This window comes from Paraburkholderia sp. BL18I3N2 (assembly GCF_003001875.1).
In the GTDB taxonomy this organism is placed as follows: Bacteria; Pseudomonadota; Gammaproteobacteria; order Burkholderiales; family Burkholderiaceae; genus Paraburkholderia; species Paraburkholderia phytofirmans.
On sequence record NZ_PVNC01000003.1, the window covers coordinates 632,111 to 648,750 of the forward strand.

Here is a 16,640-nt window from a genome sequence, read left to right on the forward strand (position 1 = left end):
TGAGTCTCCTGATAGCGGCCGGCGGCAAGTCGCCAGTGCTACAAACTAGCCATGCACGAGGGCTCCAGTGTTCGCGACAAGGAGCATGTTACGTGCCGGCCAGTGGACTAGCCTGCGCCCGCGAATTCGGCTGGCTTGCACGTAGCGCGGGGTACCGCTCCGCAACAACTTTTCGTGCTGAACCGGCGGACCTTTTGCCGCCTATCGTTTTCATCTAAGGCGCATTATCGCCGATGCCAACGATTGTTTCGCGGACCAATAGGCTCCCCAAGGGTCTTGCGTTTGGAAGCTAAGATACTCTCTCGCCGTCTGCACCGTCCAGTGCGCTCCGCTTTTGAGGTCAGACAGTTGCTCCCATGACACGGGCATCGAGACGCCCATCCCGGGCCGCGCCCGCGCGGAAAACGCCGTGGCGGTCGTCTGCGCCTTGCCATTGCGCAGATAGTCGACATAGACCTTGCCGATTCTGTTGGCAGCCCCCGATGTCGCCGAAAAGCGGTCCGGGATTGTCTTCGCCAGATGCCGGACGAATGCCTGCGAGAACGCTTTCACTGATTTGTAGTCCAGTCGTGGCGTTAGCGGCACCACGACATGCAAGCCCTTACCGCCGCTTGTTTTCAGCCACGCTTTCACGTCAAGCTCGTCAAGCATTGCCCGTACAAGAAGCGCCGCCTCCTGAATCTGTTGCCACTTCACGCCTTCGCCAGGGTCGAGGTCAAAGATGACCCTGTCAGGCTTGTCGATTCGCCGAACTGTTGAGTTCCACGTGTGAAACTCGACGACGTTCATCTGGGCTGCAGACATCAGCGCGTCCGCGGTGTCGACGGTCAGCAGCGGCGGATGATTCAGCCACAAACTGCGGTCGTGCGCCTTAAGACCGGGCATGGCAGTCTTCTCGGCGTGCTTCTGGAAAAACAACTCGCCGGAGATTCCCGTGGGCGCGCGGACCATCGCCAGCGGTCGGTCCTTCAGGTGCGGCAGAATCCATTCGACAACGCTTTCGTAGTACCGGACCACGTCGAGTTTTGTGACGCCGCTCGACGGGTCAACGACACGCTCAGGGTGCGTGATTTTGACCTGCGAGGCAGGCGCTGGCTTTAGCGTTGCTCCAGACTCGCGGACGACGCGGCGCGCTGGCTTGTCGAGGCGAATGCCCTTGAACGATGCCTGCCGAACCACACCTTCTTCGGTCCACTCGGCGAACTCGACCTCGGCAACCAGTTCGGGACTGACCCAACGTTCGGCGCCGGCGGCACGCCTGGACCAACGGCTCGGCTTCGATACAACAACGTCAAACGGGGCCGCATCCAGCTCAAGTGGTGCGAGGCGCTTCCACAGGTCCCGGCCAGTGCGAGCGTCCCAACCGGTGCCCACGCTGCCAGCGTCATGAAGCTTGTCGCCCACGTAGTACCCGAGCAGCAGACTGCCGACTTCACCTTCCTTGCCGCTTCTGGCAGTAAAACCACAGACGACCAGTTCCTGCCGCAGCCGGCACTTCGCCTTCAGCCAGGTCTGCGTCCTTCCAGACTCATATCGGGCGTCTCGACGTTTCAACATCAGCCCTTCGAGTCCCAAGCTTCCGGCTGCTTCGAATATCTGGGCGATTGGAGCGTCGAAGTCCTGACTGAAGCGTATGCGGTCGATATCTTCGTCAAGTAGCTGGGCGAGTCGTGCGCGCCTCGCCCATAACGGGACGTTCGTCAGGTCTTTCCCGTCACAGTACGGCAGGTCGAACAGGAAATAGATAATCTCCTGGTTCGCTCCGCCGTCTATCGCGTCCTGCAATGCGCCGAAATCCGGCAGGCCATCGCTGAGTACTACTACCTCGCCATCAAGCCATCCGCTGGAAATGGAAAGTCGCCTGACCTCGGTGGCGAGCGTCGTAAGCTTCTTTGTCCAGTCGTGGCCGCCGCTCGTGAACAACCGGACCCGACCCTTGTCGACTCGGGCGAGCATTCTATAACCGTCCAGCTTCGACTCGATAATCCAGTCGCCGCTCGTCGGTAGCGACGCGGCTAGCGTTGCGCGCTGAGGTTCGAGCTTGGCGGGCAGCGGGACGCTGACTGCGGCTGACAGGTCTATCGCCGGCTTGGTGCCGCGCGCGGCTCTCGCGACTTTCGGCTCCCGCTCTTCGACGAGCCCAAGTGGCTTCGTTGTAACGCTGTCGGGATGCGCTTTGATGACGTCATACTCGGCTAACGGTTGCGCCCACTCATCACGCTTCTTGAATAGCATCCACTGGTCTTGTTTGTCCTCCGGCTTTGATATGCGGACCAGTTCCCATAACCCCGCGAGCTTCTCACCATGGAGCCGGAACACCAGCTTGCCGACCTTCATGCCGTTGCGCAGGTCTCCGACCGGCTCCCACGTTCCGCGGTCCCACACTATCACCGTACCGGCCCCGTATTGCTTCGGTGGAATCGTTCCTTCAAACGTCGAATACTCGACAGGATGGTCCTCCACGTGGACGGCCATTCTCTTTTCCTTCGGGTCGTAGCAGGGCCCCTTCGGTACCGCCCACGAAACTAGCACGCCGTCGAACTCGAGACGGAAGTCGTAGTGAAGGCGGCTCGCCCAATGCTTCTGAACGACGAAGGCAAGACGTTGTTGCTCGCCAGTTGCCGCGTCTGCCGGCGCGGGCTCGGGCGTGAGCCTGAAGTCCCGCTTTTTCTTGTAGCGGCTGAGAGACGGAGAAGTCGATTCGCGTGCAGGGGCCATGCGTGCACCTGGCAAAAGAAGCGAAAAACGCTGGACGACGTCTCAACCCTCGGTCCGTCGGAGACCCCATTCTCACAACGTTGACGGCGTGCGTCCAGCTCGGGCGGCGGAGCCTCCTAGTCGGACTCGAAAGCCCGGAGGCTCACCGGCAAGTCGCTCCCGCGATGTGCCGATGGCGGGACAGATGATTGAGTTCGAGCTTCCGTGCCCTGGAGTTCGCCATGCTTGTGCGAATGTGTCGCCGCGTACTCAAGTTCGAAATGCGCACCCTTGCCGCTTCGCGTTGGCGGGAAGTGTTCGCCCTCGACGCAGGTGACCTCGAAAGTGCCTTTGCCATCATCATGTGAGAACCATTCAGCAAGCGACGTTCCGTGCTTCGTGACACGATGTGTTGACCATTGTTGCCGCGGCTCTGCATCACCGACGAGGTGCAGTTTCGCCAATCGCTCAGCTAGTCGAGAGCGCAACCAGTTCTTCGGGCCAGGCTAACAATGCCTTGTTCGCATTTGCCTGATTCTCGGCGAGGGTGGTCTTGACCACCTGCACCTTGAGCACGGTGAGTTTCTCGCCACCCTCGACGGCGTCGCGAAATCAAATAACTGCTGCTGGCAGTGCTTTTTTTCAACGCGCCGCTGCGCGACTAATGAGTTCACGACGGCTGATGCTTGGAATGACGCGCTGCGCACCCACCCTAGGGCGTTTTGCCGCAAGGCAGCAAAATTCGTTGTATGCGAGTGCGTCTCGCGGTCAACAAGTTGCGCAGCATATTGCGGAAGCTCGTCTAAACCGGAAACGTGGGCGCGAGACGGGAACGTTCCATGCGCACATACATGGCGTAGTGACCTTCCCCCTAGTGCAGCGCGACGCTGCACTTCCGCCAGAGCTCAGCTCTGAGACCCGGGCGCCCATCAGGGTGCGGCATCTAGCGTCGCTAGGGTGCAGCTGTCCGGGATGTCTGACCAGCCAGAGTATCCGTCGCATCGTATGGCAGCGAAGCCTGCCACCTCGTCGCCGGGTATGCGGCCCTCTATGGAGAAGTGACATGTTTATGCACAACAAGCGCCTTCAATACACTGTCCGCGTCAGCGCCCCGAATCCCGGACTGGCCAACCTGCTGCTGGAACAATTTGGCGGTCCTCAAGGAAAACTGGGTGCGGCCTGCAGATATTTCACCCAAGCGGTCGGAGAAGACGACCCGGGGCGGAAGGATTTGTTGTTTGACATCGCCACCGAGGAGCTGAGTCACCTGGAGATTATTGGGTCCATCGTTGCGATGTTGAACAAGAGCGCGAAGGGACAACTTGCTGAGGGCGTGGAAGCCGAGGCCGAGCTTTATCGTTCGATGACAGGTGGCGGCAATGACTCACACACGACAGCGTTGCTATATGGCGGCGGCCCAGCGCTTACCAACTCAGCCGGCGTTCCATGGAGCGCGGCTTATGTCGACACCATCGGTGACCCGACTGCAGACCTGCGCTCAAACATTGCGGCGGAGGCTCGGGCAAAGATTGTGTACGAGCGACTCATGAACGTCACTGACGACCCGGGCATTGCTGAAGCGCTGGGCTTTCTCATGACCCGTGAGATTGCTCACCAGAAGTCATTTGAGAAAGCGCTTCATTCAATCCAGCCAAACTTCCCGCAAGGTAAGCTTCCAGGCGTCCCGGAATTTACGAACGTCTACTACAACATGTCGCGAGGTGACGAAGCGCCGCGGGGTCCGTGGAACGAAGGCCCCGATTGGGAATTTGTTGAGACGCCTGAGCCGGCGGTTGACGGCGGGGACGGGTTGGCGACAGTGAACATTTCTGGTGCCGACGTAAAGGTATTGTCGGCAATGGCTTCGAGGACGGCTTCGGATACGAGTTCCGACCCGATGACGGGGGCTGACCTCGGTGCGGGACAAGACGCTACCGAACTTAAAAAATAGAGCCCCAGGACGCCTTCATGTCGGGCCGGTGGTACAGCAATACACGCCGGCCCGGCGCAATAGGGGGCGCTTCAGCGAGACCTAGGCCATTAGGCGTGAACATCTCGCCCGACATGGACCTGCGTGTACTCCGTTCGGGTTGCAGAGACTCGGAGAATTGGCGACATTGGCAAATCGCCTGCGATTGCCAATGCCGCCAAAGAGGATTAGCTTCGAGCTTCGGTACCTGAAGGTAGCCATGCTTATGTGAATGTGTCGCCTCGTACTTCAGTTCGAATTGCGCGCCCTTGCTGCGACGCGTCGAGGAAAAGTGTCTGCCCTCGACGCAGGTCACCTCAAACGTGTCTAAGCCATGGTCATGCACGACCGAGTAGACCCCAAACTTTCACGATTTCGTCCGGTTCTATATGGTGGCAGCGCTAGTGGACCGCCGGGCCTGGCATCGGCGCAGATTCAATAAAAACACCGCAGGAGTCGGGGTACAGTTCTCGGAAGGCGACGGACACTGCCTGCAACCCTACTGCTAGATGCCCCAAGGTGAGCGTTCCAATAGCCGAAAGACTAACGGATTGAATGAGGGCACTAACAGCGACGTGAACAGCGGATTTGGCAGCGGAAAGACCGCGTACGAAGGTTTCATTACGCCGACGATGCCGCAGTCGGGTCGCTTAGTGAGGTAAATGCCTCATGCCACACCCGCATCGGCGCCAAAAATAGATTTGTCCGGTCCATAGGCGTCTGATAACCATGTAAGCGTCAACCGCGACCACTCCATGCTTCAGTTGACGCGCGTCGCAGTTCTTCACGCTGCCATGGCCTGACTACATAATAGCCACTCGGCTTGCTGACTCGAGGCCGAAATACCGAACTCCTTCGGGCCGGGGTTGGGTACCTCCGTCGAAAGACAAACTTCACGAATTGCGTGGCAATTGTTCATTCCGTGCGCTAGCTATGGCGTGTCGAAACGCGCATCATTGTTATATTCAACCGGCGACTGAATGAATGCAAAATCAATGAGGTGTGACATGACTTCCGCAGTATCTGACAGTGACATCCGAGGACGCGCGTATGAACTGTGGCTTCAGGCCGGCAGTCCAGAAGGGCGCGCTGACGAATTCTGGGAGCAGGCGCGCTCGCAGCTGGCGGAGCCGGAGCCGCCAAATCAAGAGGACACGGTCGCGGACTCCGATGATTTTGCAGAGGCGCCGACGGCAAAGCCCGCGCCTAAGTAGCAGACGTCCCTGCCCGGCGTGCCCTACGTTTTGACTGCATAGCCCGTCACTTTGCATGCCAGGCATCTGGGCTCACCGCCCGTGAGAACCTTCGGCCTTTTGAAGAGCCCGCTACGGCGACCGCATGACGATTGCTTCCTTGCCTATGCTCGTCTGCTCGATGTTGTCGATTCGGTCACATTGCTTTCGGCCAATCAACGGCCCAAATGCACGTCCTCCTTGACGAATTACCAACCGCCAGATTGCGAGCTACGCGCAGAAAGGCGCCGTGCATACTTCTCGGCGATAGAGCGATGCACCGCGTGGCCGCCTGTGTGCATACAGACTTGGCCCTGATGGAGGAACCGGCCCACGAAATCATCTCGTTGGCATCGGGCGCTTTTTCCTTAGAAGTCAGCTATATTTTGCAGTGAGTTACGTCTCGTCAGAGAATCGACTACCCAGCAGCACCGGCCCATATCCCCTGTCTCCTGATTGGCAGTAACCATGGACAGTGACCGCGCACTCGACAATGCCGAGGAACTCGCCCGAAGACGCTCGCGGGCGCCAGACTACCCCGCTGAAAATGAGGCCCTCGTCGCTCTCGCGCAGGCTCAGGCGGGCTCACGCACGGACCTGCTGCAAGCCATAGCGGACGCTGCGATGTCGCTGTGCTCAGCCGGCAGCGCCGGTATCAGCCTCATCGAGAACCGCGGCAGCGAGCGCTTGTTTCGATGGCTTGCCGTATCAGGGCTATGTGCCGAACTGCGGGGGAAGACAACAGCGTGGGATGAGTGCCCGTGCGCCGTCGCGTTGCGGGCAGGCAAGCCCCAGCTTTTTGTCGACCCGCAAACGCACTTTCCATGCCTGGCGTTCGACGGAGCGAAGGTCCCAGAAGGCATCGTCGTCCCCGTCAGCGTTGCGGGACGCGACCTTGGCGCGATATGGGTCATGTCGCACACGGACGAACGCAAATTCGACCTCGAGGACGTGAGGCTGTTGTCTAACCTGGCACAGTTTGCCGCCGCGTCTCTTACCATAGTGAACGCCCGCGATGCGAGCGAGGAAAGCGACCGCAGGAACAACGAGTTCATCGCGATGTTGGGGCACGAACTCCGAAATCCGATGGCGCCTATCGCCAGTGCTATCGGCGCGGCTCAGCGACTATGTGCTGATAATCCGCGAGCGGTTGAAGTTCTCAATATTGCGCATCGACAGATGCGACATCTGAGAACGCTTGTTGACGACCTTCTCGACGCGGCGCGGCTTCAGCATGGCAAGCTTGCTATCAAGCTCACCGATACATCGCTGAACGACATTGCATTTGATGCGATGGCCGCAGTCAGACACCACGTCGACTCGCGTAAGCACAACCTCACCATCGTGGGCCTTGACGAACCGGTCTACGTCCGGGCAGACCATGTCCGCCTCAGCCAGGTGCTCGGCAACGTGTTGTCCAACGCAGCGAAGTACACGCCCGTCGGCGGCAATCTTGCACTTAAAGTTAGAGTGGAAGAAAGCCGTTCGACCGACCAGACGCCGGACTCGGTGGTCATCGGCATCAGCGATGATGGCATCGGCGTCGATAGCTGCGCGCAGCCGCAGATATTTGACCTGTTCGCTCAATCTGCCCCGGCAGAAGCTCGGACGGAAGGTGGCCTGGGAATCGGCCTCGCGGTAGCCAAACGGATGGTCGAGCTGCACGGAGGAAGCATTGTTCTCCAGAGCGATGGTCCGGGACTCGGGACGACAGTGACGCTTCGTTTGCCCATACTTCGTAGGCCGACCGATGTGGACCAGGCAGGCGCACGCCATAGCACTAACGAAGTCCGGCCGGCGCGCCTCCTACTGGTCGACGACAACCGCGAGGCGCTTCAGACGCTGGCTCTTCTGCTCGAACTCGACGGCCACGAGGTTACGACAGCCGATAACGGCGTCGACGCGGTTCAACTGATGTCCGACCGCCAGCCTGAGGTCGCGATTATCGATGTTGCCATGCCTGTGATGGACGGCTTTGAAGTCGCGCGGCATGTCCGGCTCAACGGAAGGCTGAAGGGGATGCTGTTGGTGGCCCTCACCGGCTACGCGTCCGAATCCGACAAATCCAAAGCGCTTGCGGCCGGCTTCGACTACCACCTTACCAAACCACTCTCTCTTGAGAAGCTGAAACACATTCTTTCAATCCATTCCAGTGGAAGACTGCGCGATATCGTATGACGTCCTTCGTTCGCACGCACAGTGCTCCGTAAGAGTTGAACTTGTTGCTTCGGGCCGCTGCTGGATACGAACATGCCCCGGGTGCTGTAGCTCTTCGCTGCGTCCGGCAGCCCCGCCAGACAGGGCTCAATCCAACTCGCGCCTTTATGTCCGATTGACTATTTGTAAGGGAACATACCTAAAACCTATGTAGCCAATCGGGTTTCACTTTTTGAAGGGGTGGATGGTATGAACCGCGAGCCGCACGCGAAACAATCGCTGATGAGAGCTCCCCAGGAATCCGGGGGTATTGTAATCACCACACTCCAGCAATCGAAGGCGCGCTTGCTACGTCCAATGAATGGGACGGAATTTTTTAAGGCGCAAATTCTTCGGAACCAGTGTCGTAGAGGCCGGCTGCGGGCATAGTCGTTGCGGCCCTTCTGACAACCGGCCACCCAGCCATCATGGCATGGCTTGCTCCTACTTTTTCGACAATGACATCCATCCCGAAACACACTCACAGCAGTTCTGGAAGGTTACGGCTTCGAAGTGCTCCCGTCGCAAGACGCCTCCGATGCACTGGTAGGCAATGCGCGCTTTTGCAGACCTCGTAGTAACCGACTGGCAGATGCCTGCCTTGACGGCATCTCGCTAGGCGAGCGCCCGCGAAGCATTCCGAGCTTCTACGCGATTCGCCTAGTCCTTACGTCCGGCTGTCCTCGAAGCCGGGAACCGCGTCCTTCATGATTTGGAGAATCTCGAGACGGGCCAGCGCGGATATTTGCTTACCAGCGACGACCGTTACCTGGAGCCCTATCGACTGGCGCAGCACGACCTCGACGATATGGTCCTTCGGCTTCATCACCTTGTCACCGGCAACCCTCGTTCTGCAAACCTCGTCCAACGCATCGAACGCGCAAAAAACGCGAAAGCCATGGAGCTGTCCGAGACGTTAGACCTCGCCCGCAGCGGGAATCGCGAGGCAGCACTGGCGCTTGTTCGGACAAATGAAGGCAAGCGGTACATGGACGAGTTGCGGGAAGACCTTGGCAGCCTTCTCAGCGACTGGGAAAATGTCGGGATGGTCGCAGTGCGCGATGTTAACCAACGCACCCTTGTCGCAGCTGCTGCCCTTGCAATAATTGCGGTGCTTGTGTGCTGCCTACTCGTCTACACGCTCCTGATTCAGCGACGGGCATTCGCGCGCGTGCGCGTCTATACGGACATGGTCAGCCGGCGCGCCTCTAAGGACGTTCTGACCGGCCTGCCAAATCGCCCGGCACCTGCTCACTGCTATCGAAGCACTTTCTTCCGAAGCGGAGGCGGCCACTCATCGCGTCGGGCTGCTCTACATGGACATCGATGGCCTCAAGGCAGTAAACGATTCCCTCGGCCACAACGCTGGCGACGGCGTTCTCAAGGCGCTCGCACGGGCTCTTCGGGACGCGACCAGGCAAGACGACGTGCTAACGCGAATCGGAGGGGACGAATTTGTCCTCCTGGCGGTCGACTTCAGGGACGATGCTCAGCTGGGGGAATTGGCCGCGCGTCTAGCCGCTAATGTTCGGAAAGTTGCGCGCGAAGAGCTGGAAGGTCGCTTCTCGCTTGGCGTCAGCATCGGCATCGCGACCTACCCGACACGGTGGATTCCGTCGAAGGTCTGCTTGACGCTGCCGACGCCGCGATGTATGAGGCAAAGCGTGCGGGGCGTTCTTCCTACGCTTTCGCGAAAGGAAGCCAACAGTGGAACGTCTTCCGTTTGCATCGCTGAGTCAAATTTGGCTACTTTTTGGACGCGCCTGCGACGCCCGTGCAATCGCATTGCGCGATGGCGCATCGGTTAGGCAACCAGACGCAGATTCGTGCGGTCTACATAACGTCGACATTGCTGTCATGGATTGCCCATTGGCGAGGGCAGGTCAATCCCGTATCCTAACTATACGGTTGCTGATGCGAGCGCTGCCTTGCGATGCGCTCCGACAGACCATGCAATGACGGTGCCGATTGCGAGCTAACAGCATGCAGTCGGAACGAGCATCGGTGCAAATGACTGTTGGTTACCTTGCCAACGTGCGGCATGAGGTTCTGTCCGAAGAACCCTCCAAGGTTTCCAATGCAATTGATGGCAGCGACGCTTCCGGCGGCTCGAGCGCCAGAAAAGAAGCGTGGTGGGAGCGACCAGAAGCAAGGGTACAGCAGAGGAATACAAGCTCCACCCAGACACAAAGCAATGAAGCGCAACGACACTGTCGGCAACACGAGGCTCGATGCAAAGCATACGACGCCTATGCCGGCGATAGTCCCGCAGCCAAGGACATTGAACCAGTCGAAAAACGGACGGACCTCGGGAACCGCAACCATCGGCAGCGCGGAGAGGCGATGCTCAAGCGACGTAAGTGTCAACACTCGCCGATTCTCATGCCTTGCGAGCACGCAGGCGCTCTGACGTGTCGGCGCTGCGCTGATGCGTGCACTGAAGCCAAGCTTGCGGAGGACCGCCTTCGCCGCACGACACAGTGCAAGCAGGCCGCCAAAGAGGCACAAACCCGCGCCGACCTCGACGACGACCGTTGCTTCATCGAGCAGTGCGACTTCTGGCGAGAAGCGCATCAGGGCGACGCCGACCTCGCGCTGCGCCGCGCCTTTGCGACCCAGGTCGCGCTCATGCATTTCCGTCTCGGGCGACAATGTGAGGACACCGCCGTGCTTCAACCCACATGTTCTTTGCGTTTTGCATCGGCCATCCGGATGACACGTTCCAGTTCTGCCAGTGCGACGGGTTTCGTCAGGTGCGCGTCGAACCCGGCCGCCGTTGTACGCTGTCGGTCTTCTTCAAGTCCGAACCCCGTCATGGCGGCCACGACGAGCGCCTCGTTGCGCGCCGCGTCCCGGAGTCGCGGCATCGCCTCATATCCACTCATGAGCGGCATCGACAGGTCAAGAAGTATCAAGTCCGGCGCGAATTCGGCAGCGAGTGTTATACCTTCGGCAGCCCCATAAGCCTTGCGGACAAGGTGGCCCTCGACCTCGGTAAGCATCGCCATGCTGTCGGCAGAGTCTTCGTTATCGTCAACGACCAACACTTTGAGGGAGCGACTGTCGACTGCAACGGACGGGCTGTTTGTCACTGTTGGCTCCGTGGCGTGCTCGAGTGCGGGGAGCCAAACGGTAAAAGTCGCGCCATGTCCTCTACCGGCACTATCGACCTCGACGCGGCCGCCGTGAAGTTCGACAAGAGAACGGGCAAGGGTCAGTCCAATGCCAAGCCCGCCTTCGTCTCGGGCTGCGGCGGGGTCTTTTTCCTGCGCGAACAGGTCGAACACCCTGTCAAGCGCTTGCGGCTCAATACCTCGGCCCGTGTCTTTTATGCGCACGACTATCATTCGCTGAACCTGTGAAAGCTCCATGCTGATGAGGCCGCCTGCGGGCGTGAATTTCGACGCGTTGTCGAGCAGATTGTGAAGCACTTGGACAAGCCGCGTCATGTCGCCGTGGACCATTAGCGGTTCGGTCGGCACTTCGACATGGAGCGTCTGAGACTTGCCGTCAGCTCTCGGCTGTACGCCCTCGACTGCACTCTCAATGACCTCCTGCACAACGAGGGGCGATGTAGATACACGAACCTTCCCTGTCGTTATGCGGCCCGCGTCCAGCAGGTCATCGACAAGTCGGGTCATCTGCGTGAGCTGCCGGTCAATCAAGGAGCACGCCTTTCGCACGACTTCGGGGGTTGGCGCTTCGTGGAGATGCAGGATGCCGACCGAGTTTCGGATTGGCGCGAGCGGATTTCGAAGCTCGTGTCCAAGCATGACAAGAAACTCGTTCATTCGACGCGTCGTCTCTTCGAGTTCCTCAAGTCTGCGGCGCTCCGTCATATCGCGCACCACCTTCGCAAAACCAGCAAGGTTGCCGTCCTTGTCCCGAATAGCTGAAATTACGATGCTCGCCCAAAACAGGGAGCCGTCTTTCCGGACGCGCCAGCCTTCTTCCGCGTACTCGCCAGCGGCGAGCGCGTTTTGAAGAACCTCTTCCGGGTGCCCTGCATCGACCTGGTCTGGAGTGTAGAACAGGGAGAAGTGACGACCGATTATTTCGCCCGCAGCATATCCCTTCAGACGTTGAGCGCCGCGGTTCCATGTCGTGACTATCCCGGTTTCGCTGAGCCTGAAGATTGCATACCCGCCGACCGACTCGACGAGCAACCGGAACGTGGCATCGCTATCGGGCGAATACTGATGATTCTGCGCTTTCTCACTGGCGAGCCCGTTTTCTTCATTCATGGCTTTTTCCCCGTAATGGCCCTCGCGCGACTTGCGCATAGTACAAGACGTATTCTCCTGAAGAAACAGGCAATTACTGTACCGCCTCCGGCCCAATGTACATGTTATCTCTCGCGGCGCCGTATTAGTCTGCGAGACAATCTCGCTGCCGTTGGCTATCGAAGGATATACCCGGGACCCCGAAGCCACGACATTTACCGTGATGCTCCTCGGCGAGCTCCGCTGTCCATGACCTTGCCAGGCCAATCAATGCCGACTTGGTCCCGGCATACTGGCTGCGCGTCGCAGCGCCATTGATAAGCCGCCAATACGAGATGCGTCGCATCCGGTACCTGCGAAAGAAGTGCCTCACAGGAATCACGGTCAAGAAGGTCCACCGGAAAGTGTTTCGCACGCGAAGTAAAATCGGGCGTTCGACGCGAGACAGCGACCAGATTCACATTTTTATCCTCGTAATGAGCGAGAACTCCGCGACCAATTACTCCGACAGCACCAGCAACAACAACGGTCTTCATGGTTTCGAAAACCTCCAATTTTAGCGATAAGTTCTACGTCGACTACGACACTCCCCGCTTAGGTCGCGCAGATTTTTGACACTTTCATGACTAAACCTAGGCGACAAGCAGGCAGACTCAATTCGAGTTTAGGTGTTATGTGGTCGGCATAAGTAGTAAGAGAAACGACTAGCAGCAGCAAATCTTCTTGTGCGCGGCCATGTTTCGGCGTCGAGCACCGGCAGCCCATGGCGCGACGAGGTCTATAAAGACTATCCAGCCCCATTTATTCGCCGCGCCTCCGACGCTCAGCACGCTGATGTCGCGCCGTCCGTTACGGTGCCGCGCAAGCGCGTTCCACCGGAGCCCGTGTGTTCGACACGATGAAGGCACGGTCGGAGACCAGTTTGGGCGTTCGACGGAGAACGTAAAGCACTTCTACGCTATGAGTAGGTCAGAAATCAGTTCACTGCGCACAACTGGCGGCAGGCACCGTAGGAGCAATGTTAGCCGGCGTCAACTGAGGTTCTCCGGTACTTCCACCGCTCCTCCTTCGGCGTTGGAAGAGAGTGCCGAATCCAACCGCGACAAGCAAGGCCATCATCAGGCCGGCGCTCATGCCGGTCGCGCCACGGGATTGACGACCCCGGTCCCGGGGACGCTTCGGGCGCGGACGGATACGCGTCGTCCGTAGTGATTGACAAAACAGCAGGCGTGCCTCCTGCGGACACCGGGGGAAATGAGCGTTCCCGCCCCGCTGACAAACGGGTCACCACCTCCGATTTCGTAGCACGTGCGCGCCGTGCGTATGGCGTCGGCGTCGCCCGCCGAGAGCGTGTCATGGACCGCAGGAGACTCAATTGTCGACCGTTGGTCGGCGATTTTCACGGGTGCGGCTTAGCCGCCCCCGCCAGCACCCGTTCGAGCGCCATCGACCTGGCCGCTTCCTCCGCTTGTTCGGCCGTATCGAACACACTGCCCGACACATGCACCCTATGCCACTCGGGGTTATCAGACGCGTCACGGAAAATGCGAAAGCGCGCGCAGTAGCCACGTGGCGTAGCCGGTATCACGTCGATGTCGACGGACGCATCTTCTATCTGATGCCTGACGAAGCCGTCCATGCCACCCTCCTGACGCCTGCGTTGTACGCGAAATCCTAGCATGATGGTCGCGATGCGGTAGGTGCGTTGCAGCAAATCACCGGGCATCAATCAGACGCTCGATGACCTGCACACTCGTTCGACATGATTGGTCACAGCCGGGGTCAACCTCGTGACACGTTATTATTCAGGATGTCTAACCTGAATTAAAGTATCTTGGTACTGCCGCGTTGGGCATAAGGTATCATCGGTACAATTAAAGGACTAAATGCTTTGACCTCGAACATGACCCCACGTCCAGGGGTGCAAGACGATTTTTTGCAGACGCTCGTGAAGGACAAGACCAATGTAAGCGTGTTCCTCATGAACGGCATCAGACTGAGCGGCCAACTGGCCGCCTTTGACCAGTTTGTAGTGCTGTTAGAGTCTGGCCCAGGTGTGCAACTTGTTTTCAAGCATGCCATTTCGACCGTGATGCCGGTCAATGGTAGGGGCCCGGCACGCGACCGAACCGAGGCATCAACGCGTCGCGACGAGCCGAATCACTTGTGACCTCGCGTCCGGCGAGAGTGTCATGACATGTTGTGCCCTACCTTTCGTCGGCGCATAACGACGCGACGTAAACAACCTGCATGCCATGCAGAAAAAATGACCCGACTATTTTTTTGGGTTACTAATGGACGACTGCCGCGTCGGGTCAATCTCGGCACCGAATTGCCTTTTGTTGTCCACCGCGCCAATCTCGCTGAAACGACCGAACCCGCACACTCGAGGCCGGCCTTTATGCGCATCGCACAAAATCTTCCCCACTCAGCCGAGTACTGACCGTCCAAGGCCACAGCATTTAATGCGGTCGACAGGAGACCGCAAATTCCGCGCAGTCGGCCAAAGACTTATATCTTCTTGTCTCTCTTCGAACGCCGGTGATAGAACGATTCAGTTCGCGCCACCCTTCCTTCATCCTGTAATGAAATTGGTCAGCTTGGCGAGCGTCGAAGCCTCTGAAAGCATGTGCCTCCCGAGCCAGTTGAGCACTACACTACGGTGATTCGACGAAATCCTCGCGGTCTAAGTCACTTCTTAAATTATCAGACAAACGATAATATTTTCACGCCGTTTAAATGATGAGTTTCACTCATTGACCTTCAAAAACAGTCACAAGGAGGTTTTCGTGAAACATGCTCTGATGCTTACGGTCGGTCTGGCTGGTACCCTGTTCGCCATTTCAGGCAGTGGCGCTGAAATCACCGGCGCCGGTAGCACATTTGCTGCGCCTCTTTACACCAAATGGGCAAGCGCCTATCAGGGAGCAGGCGGCGGTAAGGTGAACTATCGCGGTGTCGGCTCGACGGATGGCCTCAAGCAAATCGTCGCGAGTCAGGTCGACTTCGCCGGTTCGGACGCACCGCTCAACGAGGCCGAGCTCGCGAAAAACGGCTTGTTCCAGTTCCCAACGGTTGTCGGCGGCGTCGTTCCGGTAGTCAACCTTCCGGGCATCAAGTCTGGCGAAGTGAAACTCACCGGTCAGGTGCTCGGGGACATTTTCCTCGGCAAGATTATCTACTGGAATGACGCGGCCATTGCAGCAATCAATCCTATGATGAAAATGCCGGACACCCCGATTGCCGTAGTCCGGCGTCTTGACGGTTCCGGCACGACACTTATCTGGACGCACTTTCTCTCGCAGGTCAATCCCGAATGGAAGGACAAGGTCGGCGAGGGGACTTCGGTGCCTTGGCCTCGCGGAATAGGAGGCAAGGGCAACGAAGGTGTTGCGACCTTCGTGAAGATTCTGCCGGGAGCCATCGGTTATGTTGCATGGGATTTCATGAAACAGAACCACATGACCTATGTGGCCATGCAAAATGCGGCCGGCGCTGCTGTCCGACCTGGTCCGGAAACATTCAAAGCGGCAGCGGCTAGTGCCGATTGGTCTAAATCACTTTTCCCGATTTTAACCAATGAGCCAGGCAAGAATGCATGGCCCATCGTCGGTGCTACGTTCGTGTTACTGCGCAGTACGCAGGAGACGCGGGAGCGTGGTGAGGAAACGTTAAAATTTTTTAACTGGGCATTCACCAACGGTCAGCAGGCGGCGGAAGACCTAGACTACATTCCACTTCCGGCGGCCGTCGCGGACGAAGTTCGCATGCAGTTACGCACCAGAATAACGAACTCGTCGGGCAAGGCAATCACCGCGCAGTGACGTTCGAGGACGGTTTGTATGCAAATGTCAATATGTATCAATGTGACTCGTGCCAGTTTACGCTCACGGCGAGCGGGTCATCTGAGTCTTAGTGAGCGATGCGGTCTAGTCAGACTCTATGACGCGGCGTTTCCCTGGATTGAGCTCCTGGAGAATTGAATGGCTCACGGCAACTCTGACGAGCCGGTCAACACCATGGCGTCAAACACCAACGGGCTGCTGCGCCAGTATCTGCCCAAAGGCACAAACCTTTCGGTCGGCAGTCGGAACGTGCGACCCTATTGCCAGAGAGTCGGAACAGCTCACCTCGCGCGACTCATGCCTTCCATTCGCCATTCAAGGTCCTCCGCGCGACCGTCGCCTCAGCAAGTCAACCTCGAAGCTCTAAGCTCTAAGCTCTAAGCTCTAAGCTCTAAGCTCTAAACATTAAACCCGCTGGTGGGCTTCACTCCTGAACCCGCCCCACTATTGGATTGACGTCGCACGTTGGCATCGCAAG

Annotated in this window: 10 protein-coding genes and 3 pseudogenes; 7 read left to right on the top strand and 6 right to left on the bottom strand. The window is 58.4% G+C overall.

Translation table 11 applies throughout. The features are described from left to right. Positions 1-210: 210 nt before the first annotated feature. The gene (gene ligD / locus B0G75_RS12535) at positions 211-2,718 is read right to left on the bottom strand and encodes a DNA ligase D (RefSeq protein ID WP_106305251.1); all 2,508 of its coding nucleotides are present in this window, start codon (positions 2,716-2,718) and stop codon (positions 211-213) included. Between the two features lie 194 nt (positions 2,719-2,912). Next, positions 2,913-3,161 (bottom strand): annotated as a pseudogene (locus B0G75_RS42015) (hypothetical protein); the annotation flags it as partial. A 599-nt stretch (positions 3,162-3,760) separates the two neighbouring features. Here B0G75_RS42015 and B0G75_RS12545 point away from each other — a divergent pair. The 5 genes and pseudogenes from B0G75_RS12545 (at position 3,761) to B0G75_RS41280 (ending at position 9,902) form a co-directional block, all read left to right on the top strand. After that, the gene (locus tag B0G75_RS12545; RefSeq protein WP_106305257.1) at positions 3,761-4,648 is read left to right on the top strand and encodes a manganese catalase family protein; all 888 of its coding nucleotides are present in this window, start codon (positions 3,761-3,763) and stop codon (positions 4,646-4,648) included. 1,025 nt (positions 4,649-5,673) lie between these two features. Further along, on the top strand, positions 5,674-5,880 hold the full coding sequence (locus tag B0G75_RS12555; protein ID WP_106305260.1) for a DUF2934 domain-containing protein: 207 nt from the start codon (positions 5,674-5,676) through the stop codon (positions 5,878-5,880). 486 nt (positions 5,881-6,366) lie between these two features. Beyond that, entirely contained in the window at positions 6,367-8,076 is a 1,710-nt protein-coding gene (locus B0G75_RS12560) for an ATP-binding protein (protein WP_106305263.1), read from the top strand. A 730-nt stretch (positions 8,077-8,806) separates the two neighbouring features. Continuing rightward, positions 8,807-9,055, top strand: a pseudogene (locus B0G75_RS41275) (CHASE3 domain-containing protein); the annotation flags it as partial. A 298-nt stretch (positions 9,056-9,353) separates the two neighbouring features. Then, entirely contained in the window at positions 9,354-9,902 is a 549-nt protein-coding gene (locus B0G75_RS41280) for a GGDEF domain-containing protein (RefSeq protein WP_258194446.1), read from the top strand. Between the two features lie 92 nt (positions 9,903-9,994). Here B0G75_RS41280 and B0G75_RS41855 read toward each other — a convergent pair. From B0G75_RS41855 to B0G75_RS12600, 4 genes and pseudogenes are all read right to left on the bottom strand, one after another. Further along, positions 9,995-10,356, bottom strand: a pseudogene (locus B0G75_RS41855) (MFS transporter); the annotation flags it as partial. A 410-nt stretch (positions 10,357-10,766) separates the two neighbouring features. Further along, positions 10,767-12,338 carry an ATP-binding protein gene (locus B0G75_RS40620; RefSeq protein WP_181309237.1) on the bottom strand — a complete coding sequence of 524 codons (1,572 nt, stop codon included), beginning with the start codon at positions 12,336-12,338 and terminating at the stop codon, positions 10,767-10,769. A 194-nt stretch (positions 12,339-12,532) separates the two neighbouring features. Next, positions 12,533-12,853 (bottom strand): NAD-dependent epimerase/dehydratase family protein, encoded by a 321-nt coding sequence (locus B0G75_RS42020; protein WP_374956885.1) that lies wholly within the window; start codon positions 12,851-12,853, stop codon positions 12,533-12,535. A gap of 863 nt (positions 12,854-13,716) precedes the next feature. Further along, positions 13,717-13,956, bottom strand: a complete 240-nt coding sequence (locus B0G75_RS12600) for a hypothetical protein (RefSeq protein WP_106305696.1) — start codon at positions 13,954-13,956, stop codon at positions 13,717-13,719. Positions 13,957-14,220: 264 nt separating this feature from the next. Here B0G75_RS12600 and hfq point away from each other — a divergent pair, with 264 nt between their 5' ends. Together hfq and pstS are read left to right on the top strand one after the other, a co-directional pair. Next, a complete protein-coding gene (gene hfq, locus B0G75_RS12605; protein ID WP_106305266.1) occupies positions 14,221-14,487 on the top strand; it encodes an RNA chaperone Hfq in 267 nt (88 codons plus the stop codon). A 634-nt stretch (positions 14,488-15,121) separates the two neighbouring features. After that, positions 15,122-16,141 carry a phosphate ABC transporter substrate-binding protein PstS gene (gene pstS, locus B0G75_RS12610; protein WP_106305268.1) on the top strand — a complete coding sequence of 340 codons (1,020 nt, stop codon included), beginning with the start codon at positions 15,122-15,124 and terminating at the stop codon, positions 16,139-16,141. Positions 16,142-16,640 lie beyond the last annotated feature (499 nt).